Below are 12,330 nucleotides of genomic sequence, written 5' to 3'. Positions count from 1 at the left end.
CGTCGAGAGCGACCGCACCGGTCCGACACGCACTGCCTCCCATCCGGACTTTCACCGTCGGTACCGGAATTCCACCGGTTCAACCAGCCGATGGCTTCGGCTGGGTCGCGGACTGTCACCGCCGGTTCGGACTTTCACCGACCCCGGAGCACGCGTTCGTACTTCTTGCGCCAACAAGTGTGCCATGAAGGGGTATTCCCTGCCCACCCCCGGGGCCGGTCATCGGACCTCCGGTCCGCGGGGCCCGGTCCCGGGTCAGCGGGAGGCCCGCTCCGCCAGCGTCCGCAGCGCGTCCACCGCCGCCGCCGGGTCCTTCTCGCCGTAGACGGCCGAGCCCGCCACGAAGACGTCGGCTCCGGCCTCGGCGCACCGTTCGATCGTCTCGGCACTCACCCCGCCGTCCACCTGGAGCCACACCGCCGCGTCGGAGTTGCGGATGAGCTCCCGGGCACGGCGGATCTTGGGCAGCACCAGGTCGAGGAACTTCTGGCCGCCGAATCCCGGCTCGACCGACATCACCAGCAGCATGTCGACCTCGCCCAGCAGATCCGCGTACGGGTCCACCGGTGTCGCGGGGTTGAGGGCCAGCCCCGCCCGCGCCCCGGCCGAGCGGATCGCCCGCAGTGTGCGCACCGGGGCCTTGGCCGCCTCGGCGTGGATGGTGACGCTGCCCGCTCCCGCTTCCGCGTACGCCGGCGCCCACCGGTCGGGGTCCTCGATCATCAGGTGGCAGTCCAGCGGCAGCGTCGCCGCCTTGAGCAGGGACTCCACGATCGGCAGGCCCAGGGTCAGGTTGGGCACGAAGTGGTTGTCCATGACGTCGACGTGCAGCCAGTCGGCTGAGTCTGCGACCGCCTCGGCCTCGGCTGCCAGGTGCGCGAAGTCGGCGGAGAGGATGCTGGGTGAGATCTGGATTGCCACGGAAGGAGAGTGTATTGCGGCCGGACCCGCGGGGCGGACCGGCTCATCGGGGTTTGAGTGTCGGGTTCGCGGCGGATACGATTCCGCCGCGCCCCGGCGAGGCCGAGGCATTCCACAGAACCCCCCAGAAACGGGCCACCACCGGCTGCCGGTGGCCGGTCGAGGCGCCCCCTGGCGCCGAGTCCGGACACGGCCCACCCACCCGCACCCTCAGAGACGGTCCCGCTCCCCCGGAGGACCGGTCCGGGGTTTCTGGTGTTCTTGCGGCTGGTCCGTCTGCGGGGCCCGCCCCAGACGGCCGGGGTGGAATACCTCACCCCTTCCCGGGTTCTCCGCGAAGACCCCCGCGCCCACCGCAGAACCGAACACTCACACCTCAGTCAGTGTTTGCGGATCAGGGCCAGAAACATCGCGTCGGTTCCGTGCCGGTGCGGCCAGAACTGCGCGAAGCGGTCGACGGCGGCGTCGGGAACCTCGGGGAGGTGGGGTGCGGCGTCGAGGAGTTCTGCGTCGCCGCGGTCGGCCAGGACCGAGGTGACGACCCTCCGGGTCTCCTCCAGGTGCGGCGAGCAGGTGACATATCCGACCACCCCGCCCGGACGCGTCGCGTCCAGTGCCCGTCCCAGCAGGGCGCGCTGCAGCGGGACGAGGTCGGTGAGACTGTCGGGGGTGCGCCGCCACCGCGCCTCGGGGCGGCGGCGCAGCGCCCCCAGTCCGGTGCACGGCGCGTCCACCAGGACCCGGTCGAAACCTCTGTCGCGCCACGGCGGCCGGGTGGAGTCGGCCACGACCACGCGCGCGGAGTCGCCGACCGAACGGTGCACCGCCCGGGCGACCAGTCCGGCGCGCGCCGGCTGCACCTCGCCGGCCAGCAGGCGTCCGCCCCGCTGTCCGACGAGTCCGGCCAGCAGGGCGGCTTTGCCTCCGGGCCCGGCGCAGGCGTCCAGCCACAGCCGGTCGGCCCCCTCGACCGGGACGCGGGTCAGCGCCAGGGCGACGAGCTGGCTGGCCTCGTCCTGCACCGCCGCGCGCCCCTGGCGGACCGTCCGCAGCGCACCGGGGTCGCCCTCCGGCAGAGTCGCCGCGTGGGGCGAGTAGCGCGCGGGGGTCGCGCCCTCGGCGGTCAGGTCCTCGACCGTCGCGCGTCCGGGCTTGGCGAGCAGGGTCACCCGGGGCCGTTCGTTGTGCGCGGCGAGCAGCCGTTCGGTATCGGCCAGTCCGCCCGCGGGATCCTCCCCCAGGGCGTCGGCGAGCGCCTGGACCATCCAGCGGGGGTGGCTGTGCACGACCGCGAGGCGCCCCACGGGGTCGGCGTCGCGCTCGGGTGCGAGAACGGACAGCCATTCGTCCAGGTCGCGGGCGCTGACCCTGCGCAGTACGGCGTTGACGAACCGGGAACGGTGGTGGCCGACGACCCGGCGCGCCAGGTCGACGGTGGTGCTGACCGCCGCGTGCTGGGGAACGTCCATGGACAGCAGTTGGTGGGCGCCCATGCGCAGCAGCGGCAGCACCTCGGCGTCCACGGACCGCAGGGAGCGGTCCACGCAGGCGTCGAGGACGGCGTCGTAGGAGCCCTGGCGGCGCAGGGTCCCGTAGGTCAGCTCGGTGGCCAGCCCGGCGTCGCGTCCGGTGATGTCGCGTTCCCTGAGGGTGACCGGGAGCAGCAGGTTGGCGTAGGCGTCGCGGCTCTGCACCGCGTGCAGCACGTCATAGGCGGCCCTGCGCGCCGGGTCCTTCGGGCGGGCCTGCGGCGCGGGTCCTCCGCGTCCGCGGCGTGTCGGGCGGTACGGGGAGCGGGATCTCTCGGTCACGGTGGAGTCGCCTCATGCCTGGTCGTGTCTGCGCCGGCCGCCGTGGTGCGGCCCTCGTCAACGAGGGTATCGATCCGCGCCGGTGATCACCGGTCTCCGAGGCTCTCGTCGTCGCCGGGTCGCACGCCGCGCGCCCAGTCCGCGGCGGGCATGGCCTTCTTGCCCTGCGGTTGGACGTCGCCGAGCCGCACCGGGTGGGTGGCGGTGCCGACCAGGACCTCCTTCCGGCCGACCGCCAGGCGGCCGGGGGGCAGGGCGGGGGCGTCGGCGACGGGCTGGACCGGGCCGAGCTTGAGGCGGGCGCCGCGGAAGAGGGTCCACGCGCCGGGGGCGGGGGTGCAGGCGCGGACGAGCCGGTCGACGTGCATGGCGGGGGCGGTGAAGTCGACCCGCGCGTCGTCGGAGGTGAGTTTGGACGCGTAGGTGACGCCCTCGGTGCTCTGCGGCCGGGGCACGAGCTCGCCCTCGGCGATGCCGTCCAGGGTGCGCACGAGGAGTTCGGCCCCCGAGCGCGACAGGCGCTCCAGCAGGTCTCCGCTGGTGTCGCGGGGGTTGATGGGTTCGGTGACCGTGCCGTAGACCGGGCCGGAGTCCAGGGCCTGCTCGATGCGGAAGGTGGTGGCTCCGGTGATGTCGTCGCCGTGCAGGACGGCGTGCTGCACGGGGGCGGCGCCGCGCCATGCGGGCAGCAGGGAGAAGTGCAGGTTGATCCAGCCGTGGCGGGGGATGTCGAGTGCTTCCTGACGCAGCAGCGCGCCGTAGGCCACGACGGGGCAGCAGTCGGGGGCGATGGCGCGCAGCCGGTCGAGGAACTCGGGATCGCTGGCCCTGGCGGGTTTGAGGACCTCGATTCCGGCCTCGGCGGCCCGGCGCGCCACCGGGCTGACCGAGACGCGGCGGCCCCGGCCCGCGGCGCCGTCGGGGCGGGTGACCACCGCGGCCACCTCGTGCTCGGAGGCGAGCAGCGCCTCCAGAGACGGCACCGCCACCTCGGGTGTGCCCGCGAAGACCAGTCTCATGTACGACCCCCATGTGCGATGTCGACCGCGGCCTTCCCCGCCGCGGCGTGCCTGCGACGCCCGCCCGGGTCCAGCGTATTGCCATTCGCGGAATCCGTGGCCGCCGTCCGACACGCTGTGGACGGGGGTCCGCGTCTTCCTGCCCTGGAGGCGGTCCGGTCGTAGGAGGGGGCCTGGGTGGGGCAAGGGCACGGTGGGGTGGACAGGTGGGCGAAGCGCTCGGGGCGCCCGCGCCTCCACCGGCGGGTTGGTGGGGCGTTCTGCGGCATCAGGGCTGAGGGCGCAGGGCTGCCTCCAGGGCGCGGGGAGGCATCGCGCACCACGGCCTTCCCCGGGCCCCGCAGGAGGTTTCGGGTGGCCTCCACCCCAGGGGGCCCTGCAACCTCGACCCCGGAGGGGGATCACAGGTGGGCTCGCCCCCTCACCGAGGTCTGACAGCCGGGTTCGCGGCGGATGCGGTTCCACTGCGCCCCGGCGAGGCCGAGGCATTCCGCAGGACTCCTCAGAAGCGGGCCACCACCGGCTGCCGGTGGCCGGTCGAGGCGCCCCGGGCGCCGAGCCCGGATACGGCCCACCCACCCGCACCTTCGGAGACGGTCCCGCTCCCCCGGAGGACCGGTCCGGGGTTTCTGGTGTTCTTGCGGCTTGTCCGCCCGGGGGGCGCCTCGACCAGGCGCGGCCAGCCGGTGGTGGCCCGCCCCGGACGCCGGGGTGGAATACCTCACCCACCCCCGGGTTCTCCGCGAAGACCCCCGCACCCGCCGCAGAACCCGACACCCACACCTCAGTCAGTTCTCCGCCCGAAGTGGTTTCCATCGGCTTCCGCCTGCGTTTTCTGGATTCAGAAATATTTCCGCGCATCATCAGACATCTGCGGAATCCCCGACCACGCCGCGTACACGGCACTCTGTCACTTCTATGACCCTTTCTGGAAAACCTGTGGCGGTCTTGTGGGAACGGGACGGCAACAAGGATGACACTCGGTCTTTACATGACGCCGCTGAGTGGTTATGGTCCGAAACGGAAAGCGAATTGGGAGCGCTCCCATTCACTGCGTTCCCTTCGTGTCTTCTCCGGAGCCTCTGCGCCCGTAAGGAGTCCCGTAATGTCCCCCAAACCCATCCGCGCGCTGCTCGGCACCGCGGCGGCGGCCGTGCTCGGCGCGGCCATGCTCGCCTTCCCCTCGCAGGCGGCGGCGAACGACTCCCCCTTCTACGTCAACCCCGACATGGCGTCCGCCGAGTGGGTGCGCAACAACCCCAGCGACCCGCGTACGCCCGTGATCCGCGACCGCGTCGCCAGCGTTCCGCAGGCCACGTGGTTCACCCAGCACAACCCCGGCGAGATCACCGGTCAGGTGGACTCGCTCGTCAGCGCGGCCGCGTCCGAGGGCAAGACCCCGATCCTGGTGGTCTACAACGCCCCCGGCCGTGACTGCGGCAACCACAGCAGCGGCGGGGCGCCCAGCCACGCCGCCTACCGGGACTGGGTCGACGACTTCGCCGCCGGTCTGAAGAACCGTCCCGCCTACATCGTCGTGGAACCCGACCTGATCTCGCTGATGGCCAGCTGCATGCAGTCCACGCAGCAGGAGGTCCTCCAGACGCTGTCGTACGCGGGCAAGGCGCTCAAGGCCGGCTCCTCCCAGGCGCGCGTCTACTTCGACGCCGGGCACTCCGCCTGGCACTCGCCCTCGCAGATGGCCAGTTGGCTCAACCAGGCCGACATCTCCAACAGCGCGGACGGCATCGCCACCAACACCTCCAACTACCGGTGGACCGCCGACGAGGTCGCCTACGCCAAGGCCGTGATCGCGGCCACCGGCGACTCCTCGCTGCGCGCCGTCATCGACACCAGCCGCAACGGCAACGGCCCCGACGGCAGCGAGTGGTGCGACCCGAGCGGGCGCGCGATCGGCACGCCCAGCACCACCAACACCGGCGACTCCATGATCGACGCCTTCCTGTGGGTGAAGCTGCCGGGTGAGGCCGACGGCTGCATCGCGAGCGCCGGTCAGTTCGTGCCCGACGCCGCCTACGAGATGGCCATGGCCGCGGGCGACTACACGCCCGACCCGACGCCGGACCCCGAGCCGACGCCGGACCCCGAGCCGACGCCCGACCCCAACCCGGACCCGGACGGCGCCTGCACGGCGACGTACTCGATCGCCAACGAGTGGGACAACGGCTTCCAGGGAACCGTGACGGTCACCGCGAACCAGGCCATCAGCGGCTGGACCGTGACGTGGACCTTCACCGACGGCCAGAGCGTCTCCAACGCCTGGAACGCCACGGTCACCTCCAGCGGCTCCAGCGTGACCGCCAGCGACGTCGGCTACAACGGCTCCCTCGGCTCCGGCGCGTCCACCGAGTTCGGCTTCGTCGCCTCCAAGAGCGGCGCCAACAGCGTCCCGACCCTCACCTGCACCGCCGGCTGACCCTCCCGGCAGTGCACGGGGCGGCCCGAGCCCTCGGCTCGGGCCGCTTCCTGTCCCCCCCCGACCGTTTCGGCGCGCCGCGGCCCCCGGGGGGCCGGGCGGCGGAGGCCGCCAGCCCGGACTCGACCGCCACGGTGACGAGATGGGTCCGGAAGTTCTCCGCGTCGTCGAGAGCCGGGCCGGTGGTCCGGTTCAGCCCCGCGACCGTGCCCGCTGCGGCCGCGAGCAGCATCCGCCCACCGAGCCCACGGCCAGGGGGATCTTCCAGCCCGCGGGCGGGCGCTCCTGCGCCCACCCGAACCAGGCGCTGGCGGAGAAGGCCGGGACGGCCGCTGCCATCGCGCCGCCACGCAGCAGCAGATCACTCACAATGATCCTCGTTTCGGGGGCATGAACCAGAAACGGGGTCTTTCGAGAAGCTGCCGGTCAGTCACACGGAGCGCACGGTCAGCGACCGTTGACTTCCCGCCCCCGCTGTGGCCCCGGAGCCCCGGCAGGGCTCTGGTAAGACTGGGACAGTCATGTCCGACCAGTCCGCCCCCGACGAGGGAGCCCTCTTCGAGGCGCCCCGCGCCGCGACGGCCCCGCGACCCCGCCCCCGCAGGCCCGCCGCCACGCTGTCCGTGGCGCGGGTCGTCGTGGACACGCCGCTGCCGCACCTGGACCGCCCCTTCGACTACCGGGTGCCCGAGTCCCTGGACGAGACCGCCGTGCCCGGCTGCCGGGTCCGGGTCCGGTTCAACGGCCAGACCCTGGACGGCTTCCTGCTGGAACGGGTCGCGGAGTCGGCGTTCCCGGGCCGCCTGGCCTACCTGCACCAGGTGGTCTCCCCCGAGCCGGTACTCACCCCCGAGATCGCCGCGCTGGCCCGCGCCGTCGCCGACCACTACGCGGGCACGCTCAGCGACGTGCTGCGGCTGGCCGTGCCGCCGCGGCACGCCCGGGTCGAGAAGGAGCCGCAGCCCGCCGCGGCCGAACCGCCGCCCGGGATCGGGGACGCCCCGCTCGACGCCGGTCCCTGGACCGACTACCCGACCGGCCCGGCGTTCCTGGGCGCGCTGCGCGCCGACCGGGCGCCGCGCGCGGTGTGGACCGCCCTGCCTGGGCCGCGGTGGTGCGACGCGATCGCGGTGGCCGCGCACACCGCCCTGGCCGCGGGCCGCGGCACGCTCGTCGTGGTGCCCGACGGCCGTGCCGTCGCCCGGGTGGACGCCGCACTGACCGAACGGCTCGGCCGGGACCGCCACGTGGCGCTGACGGCCGAACTCGGCCCGGCCGAACGCTACCGGCGCTGGCTGACGGTGCTGCGCGGCCGCGTCCGGATCGTGGTGGGCACCCGCGCCGCGATGTTCGCCCCGGTGACCGACCTGGGCCTGGTGGTGCTCTGGGACGACGGCGACGACGTGCACTGCGACCCCCACGCGCCCTACCCGCACGCCCGCACCGTGCTGTCGCTGCGCGCCCACCGAACCCGGTCCGCGGCGCTGTTCGGCTCCTTCACCAGGACCGTCGAGTCCGCTCTCCTGGTCGAGTCGGGGTGGGCGCACCCGATCCTCGCCGACCGGGACCTGGTGCGGCGGCGCGCCCCCCTCGTCCGCGCCGCAGGAGACGACGCCGAACTCGCCCGCGACGAGGCGGCACGCTCGGCGCGGCTGCCCAGCATGGCGCTGCGGGTGGCCCGGGAGGCCGCGCGCCGGGGACCGGTGCTGTTCCAGGTCCCCCGCCGCGGCTACCTGGACGCGCTGGCCTGCGCGCGCTGCCGCACGCCCGCCCGCTGCCCGGCCTGCCGGGGGCCACTGGCGCTGCGCAGCGCCCACGCCATGCCGTACTGCCGCTGGTGCGGCCACATCGCCGGGGACTGGCGCTGCCCCTCCTGCGAGTTCCCCCGGATGCGCGCGACCGTGGTCGGCGCCCGCCGCACCGCCGAGGAACTGGGCCGGGCCTTCCCGTCGGTACCGGTGCGCACCTCGGGACGCGAGGAGGTCCTCGCGGAGGTTCCCGACACCCCGGCGCTGGTGGTGGCGACCCCCGGCGCCGAGCCGACCGCGGCCGGGGGGTATGCGGCGGCGGTGCTCCTGGACGGCTGGGCGCTGCTGGGCCGGGCCGACCTGCGGGCCGCCGAGGAGGCGCTGCGCCGCTGGTGCAACGCCTCGGCCCTGGTGCGTCCCGCCGAGGACGGCGGGCAGGTGGTGGTGCTGGCCGACGCGGCGCTCCCGGCGGTGCAGGCGCTCATCCGGTGGAACCCGGCCGCCTTCGCGGAACGGGAGCTGGCCGAACGCCGGGAACTGGGCTTCCCGCCCGCCGTGACGATGGCCTCGGTCACCGGGGAGGCCGCGCGGGTGCGGGAGTTCCTCGACCAGGCCGCCCTGCCGCCGACGGCCGAGCTGCTGGGACCGGTCCCCGTCGGCGGTGACGGCGTCGAACGCGCCCTGCTGCGCGTCTCCCGGGACGCCTCCCGCGAACTGTCGGCCGCGCTCAAGGCCGCGGGCGCGGCCCGCAGCGCCCGCCGGGAGGAGAGGGCCGTCCAGGTGCGGATGGACCCGCTGGACGTGGTCTGAGCGCGCCGCGCACTCCGGAGAAAACCGGTGGCCGCGTCCGGACTCCCCGGTTAGGGTCGGTTTCCGCCGATCCCAGGAGGTTGTCGTGAAGCACTCCGATCCCGAGTTCGCCCGGCTGGCCGAACGCGGCACCGTGCTGCGCTGCCAGGTCGGCTCCGGAGTGCACGGCATCGCCGTGTCCGGTCAGGACGACCGGGACGAGATGGGCATCTGCGTCGAACCTCCCGAGTACGTCGTCGGGCTGCGCGCCTTCGAGCAGTACGTCTTCCGCACCCAGCCCGAGGGGGTGCGCTCGGGGCCTGGCGATCTGGACCTGACGGTGTACTCGCTGCGCAAGTGGACCCGGCTGGCGCTGGCGGGCAACCCCACGGTGCTGATCCCGCTGTTCGTGCCCGACTCCGAGATCGTCCACGTCGACGACCTGGGACGCGACCTGCGGGCCAACGCGGAGCGGTTCGTCTCCCGCTCGGCCGGCCACCGTTTCCTGGGCTACCTGCGCGCGCAGCGGGACCGGATGCTGGGGCGGCGCGGCGGGCGCACCAACCGCCCCGAACTCGTCGACCGGTACGGGTTCGACGTCAAGTTCGCCGCCCACATGATCCGGCTGGGCCTGCAGGGGGTGGAGTTGCTGGAGACCGGACGCATCACCCTGCCGATGCCCGAACCGTGGCGGACGTGGCTGCGCGACCTGCGGCAGGGCCGCCACAGCCGCCAGGAGGCACTGGAGGTGGCCGCCGAGCAGGAGCGGCGCCTGGCCGCGCTGGTCGAACAGGCGGACCTGCCGCGCTCGGCCGACCAGGCATGGGCCGACGCCTGGCTGGTCGACGCCTACCGGCGGACGTGGCGGCGCTGGGAGTCGCTGCCCGCCGCGTCCTGACCCGCCCCGCCCGGCGCGCTCAGCGGCGCCGGGCCAGTCCCGCCAGGACGCCCACTCCGTCGGCCGCGACCTCCTCGTCGGGGTAGGGCCACCAGGCGAGGTCGGCGACTCCGGGCTCCAGCAGGAGGAACGGTTCGAAGAGCGCGGCGGCGATGCCGCGGGCGTAGGGGTCGGCCGGGTTGCCGGGACGCTGGCGGAGCACGAGGTGGCTGCCGGGGGCGAGTGCGTCGTGCAGGGCGTGGACCACGCCGGAGACGGGGAGTTCGCGGGGCAGCAGGTCGGTGTCGAGCAGCACCGCCGCGGGCTCGCCCGGGTCGACGAGGCCGCGCAGGCCGAGTTGGGCCACCAGCTCCTCGGCCCGGGGGTGCTCGATCCACAGGGCGGCCGACCGGTGCGACGACGCCCGCGTGTGCAGCGGCACCGCTGTTCCGGTGTCGATCCGCACGACGCGGGCGTCGGAGAGGTGTTCGTCGGTGATGTCGTGGATTCCGCGGGAGTGCGGCACCCGGGAGCCGAAGTCGACGTACTGTCGTATCCGCAGGTCGGCGGCGAGGTAGCCGACACATCGGCGGAGGAACCGGTGTTCGGCCTCGGCGATCCGGGCGGCTCGGGCGGTCTCGTGCTCGCACGGGGCCGCGCGCGTGTCGGCACGGTAGTCGTCCATGCGGATGACCCGGGGCCCGGGCAGCGCCGGGGAGCGGGGGTCGGCGTCGACGGGCAGTGCCTGCCGCTGTTCGATCACGATTGCGTTCCCCCAACCGTCGGCCGTCGAGGGCGCGGCCGACACTCGTCCACCGTGACCTCGGTCACTGGCCTTCGATGGTAGCGCCTCCGCGGAAATTGACACATCGGATAATTCTCACCTTGTTTCCCAGTGCTTCACCAAGCTTCTCGGAGTTTCGTTCTCCCTGTTCAGAGGCGTAGGGCCCGGAACATCAAGGACCCTTGACACCGGCGGGAGCCCCGCTGGCATACTGAAGGCGTCTGCCCTCCCGCCGAGGACGCCAACGAGGAGCCCCGCACCGCCTCTCGCCGACGTCCTGTCCAGGCGCGAGACTCCAGAGCGAGAGTTTCGTGTGCCTATGAAGAGAGGGCTCGTTTCGTGCTCGAGGAAACGCGCCGCCGTCTGCTGGACAACCCCGACGTCGTCCTCATCTCGGGGTATGCCCGCCTGCCCGACACCGTGGCGGGCCGCCACCAGTACGAGCGGCTCGGAGTGGTCCTGGCCGTGGAGCGGTCCACCGGCCGCATCGTGGCCGCCGACACCACCCTGATCACCGAGTTGGCCCGGGACTTCTTCCGGGTGCTGACCGAGGGCCTGTCGATCTACGACGACATCGCCGAACTGGTGCGCCGCGTGCAGAGCCGCTACGCGGGCCAGTCCGGCGCGGCCCTGAGCACCGCGCTGCGCCGCTGCCTGGAGACCGGGTTGCAGTTGCGCGACCCCCACCGACCCGAGGGAGGCGGACAGTGACGCCCGCGTCTCCGGACAGCCCCGCGGCACCGCTGGCGGGCGTCGTCGTCGCCGACCTGTCCCGGGTGCTGGCCGGCCCCTACGCCACGATGCTGCTGGCGGACATGGGCGCGGACGTGGTCAAGGTGGAGCACCCGGAGCGGGGGGACGACACCCGGGCCTGGGGTCCGCCGTGGGCCGGCGACCAGGCCGCCTACTACCTGGCGCTGAACCGGGGGAAGCGGAGCCTGGCCGTCGACGTCAAGGACCCCGACGGGCTGGCCGCGGTGCGCGCGCTGTGCGCGCGGGCCGACGTGGTGGTGCAGAACTTCCGGCCGGGCGTGGCCGAACGGCTCGGACTGGGGCACGCGGACGTCGCCTCGGACAATCCGGGAGTCGTCTACTGCTCCATCAGCGGCTTCGGCCCCGGACACGTCCGACCGGACCGGCCCGGCTTCGACGTGGTCGTGCAGGGCGAGAGCGGGCTGATGAGCACCACGGGCGAGCCCGGCGGACCGCCGACCAAGATCGGCATCCCCCTCGCCGACGTGCTCACCGGCCTCAACGTCGCCACGGCGGTCTGCGGCGCCCTGGTGCGGCGCGCGGCCACCGGTCGGGGCGGCCACATCCGGGTGTCGCTGCTCAACTCGGCGCTGTCGGGACTGGTGCAGGTGGGCCAGGGAGCGCTGGTCACCGGTGTCGAACCGGAGCGGGTCGGGCACGCGCACGCCACCATCGTGCCCTACCAGACCTTTCCCACCGGTGACGGAGACCTCGTCGTCGCCGCCGGCAACGACGCGCTGTACCGGAAGCTGTGCGTGGCGCTGGGCCGCCCCGAACTGGCCGACGACCCGCGGTTTCGCAGCAACACCGACCGGGTCGCCCACCGCGGGGCCCTGGTCGCCGAGATCACCGCCGCGCTGGCCGCCGGGAGCGCCGAGGAGTGGACCGCGATCCTCACCGACGCCGGTGTGCCGGTGGGCAGTGTGCGGGGCGTGCTGGACGCGATCCGCACCGCCGACGCCTCCGGAGACGACGCGACCATGACCGTGGCACACCCCACCCTGGGCGAGTTGGAGCTGGTCCGGCCGGGGTTCCGCTTCGACGCGCCCACCCCCGGCGGTGGCGCCGTGCTGCCTCCCCCGCTGCTGGGGCAGCACTCCGCCGCGGTGCTCGAGGAGTTGGGCCTGTCCCCGGAGCGGATCGCCGCCCTCGTCGAGCGCGGCGCCGTCGTCCAGCACCCGGTCCGCTGAT

At 73.7% G+C, this 12,330-nt stretch carries 10 protein-coding genes and 1 riboswitch; of the genes, 5 read left to right on the top strand and 5 right to left on the bottom strand.

The window, feature by feature from the left end; genetic code table 11:
* Positions 1-27: 27 nt before the first annotated feature.
* Positions 28-156: riboswitch (FMN riboswitch) on the bottom strand.
* Between the two features lie 99 nt (positions 157-255).
* The 3 genes from rpe to fmt form a co-directional block, all read right to left on the bottom strand.
* The gene (gene rpe / locus NI17_RS02785) at positions 256-921 is read right to left on the bottom strand and encodes a ribulose-phosphate 3-epimerase (RefSeq protein ID WP_068689671.1); all 666 of its coding nucleotides are present in this window, start codon (positions 919-921) and stop codon (positions 256-258) included.
* A gap of 380 nt (positions 922-1,301) precedes the next feature.
* Positions 1,302-2,732, bottom strand: coding sequence for an RsmB/NOP family class I SAM-dependent RNA methyltransferase (locus NI17_RS02780; RefSeq protein WP_068689673.1), 1,431 nt, complete (start codon positions 2,730-2,732; stop codon positions 1,302-1,304).
* 86 nt (positions 2,733-2,818) lie between these two features.
* Positions 2,819-3,751 carry a methionyl-tRNA formyltransferase gene (gene fmt, locus NI17_RS02775; RefSeq protein WP_068689675.1) on the bottom strand — a complete coding sequence of 311 codons (933 nt, stop codon included), beginning with the start codon at positions 3,749-3,751 and terminating at the stop codon, positions 2,819-2,821.
* A 1,105-nt stretch (positions 3,752-4,856) separates the two neighbouring features.
* Between fmt and NI17_RS02770 the strand changes: the two genes are divergently transcribed.
* A complete protein-coding gene (locus tag NI17_RS02770) occupies positions 4,857-6,188 on the top strand; it encodes a glycoside hydrolase family 6 protein (protein WP_068689678.1) in 1,332 nt (443 codons plus the stop codon).
* A 192-nt stretch (positions 6,189-6,380) separates the two neighbouring features.
* Here the strand turns inward: NI17_RS02770 and NI17_RS02765 are convergent, their stop codons facing one another.
* The gene (locus NI17_RS02765) at positions 6,381-6,557 is read right to left on the bottom strand and encodes a hypothetical protein (RefSeq protein ID WP_157129710.1); all 177 of its coding nucleotides are present in this window, start codon (positions 6,555-6,557) and stop codon (positions 6,381-6,383) included.
* A 152-nt stretch (positions 6,558-6,709) separates the two neighbouring features.
* Here NI17_RS02765 and NI17_RS02760 point away from each other — a divergent pair, with 152 nt between their 5' ends.
* Both NI17_RS02760 and NI17_RS02755 read left to right on the top strand, forming a co-directional pair.
* Complete coding sequence (locus tag NI17_RS02760; RefSeq protein WP_068689682.1) at positions 6,710-8,746, top strand: primosomal protein N'; 2,037 nt, start codon at positions 6,710-6,712, stop codon at positions 8,744-8,746.
* Positions 8,747-8,831: 85 nt separating this feature from the next.
* Positions 8,832-9,623, top strand: coding sequence for a nucleotidyltransferase domain-containing protein (locus tag NI17_RS02755; RefSeq protein WP_119267671.1), 792 nt, complete (start codon positions 8,832-8,834; stop codon positions 9,621-9,623).
* Between the two features lie 19 nt (positions 9,624-9,642).
* Here the strand turns inward: NI17_RS02755 and NI17_RS02750 are convergent, their stop codons facing one another.
* A complete protein-coding gene (locus tag NI17_RS02750; protein WP_068689684.1) occupies positions 9,643-10,365 on the bottom strand; it encodes an SAM-dependent methyltransferase in 723 nt (240 codons plus the stop codon).
* 360 nt (positions 10,366-10,725) lie between these two features.
* Between NI17_RS02750 and NI17_RS02745 the strand changes: the two genes are divergently transcribed.
* Together NI17_RS02745 and NI17_RS02740 are read left to right on the top strand one after the other, a co-directional pair.
* The gene (locus tag NI17_RS02745) at positions 10,726-11,097 is read left to right on the top strand and encodes a DUF3870 domain-containing protein (protein WP_119267670.1); all 372 of its coding nucleotides are present in this window, start codon (positions 10,726-10,728) and stop codon (positions 11,095-11,097) included.
* Positions 11,094-12,329, top strand: coding sequence for a CaiB/BaiF CoA transferase family protein (locus tag NI17_RS02740; protein ID WP_068689686.1), 1,236 nt, complete (start codon positions 11,094-11,096; stop codon positions 12,327-12,329). Before NI17_RS02745 ends, NI17_RS02740 begins: the two co-directional genes overlap by 4 nt.
* Position 12,330 lies beyond the last annotated feature (1 nt).

The organism is Thermobifida halotolerans (genome assembly GCF_003574835.2).
GTDB classification, from domain to species: domain Bacteria; phylum Actinomycetota; class Actinomycetes; order Streptosporangiales; family Streptosporangiaceae; genus Thermobifida; species Thermobifida halotolerans.
The sequence above is the reverse complement of the archived record's forward strand: the minus strand, read 5'-3'. Positions and strand labels throughout refer to the sequence as shown.

Coding starts and splice junctions, on each gene's coding strand:
- fmt (WP_068689675.1), bottom strand. CDS start 3,751: ATGAGACTGGTCTTCGCGGGCACACCCGAGGTGGCGGTGCCGTCTCTG.
- NI17_RS02770 (WP_068689678.1), top strand. CDS start 4,857: ATGTCCCCCAAACCCATCCGCGCGCTGCTCGGCACCGCGGCGGCGGCC.
- NI17_RS02760 (WP_068689682.1), top strand. CDS start 6,710: ATGTCCGACCAGTCCGCCCCCGACGAGGGAGCCCTCTTCGAGGCGCCC.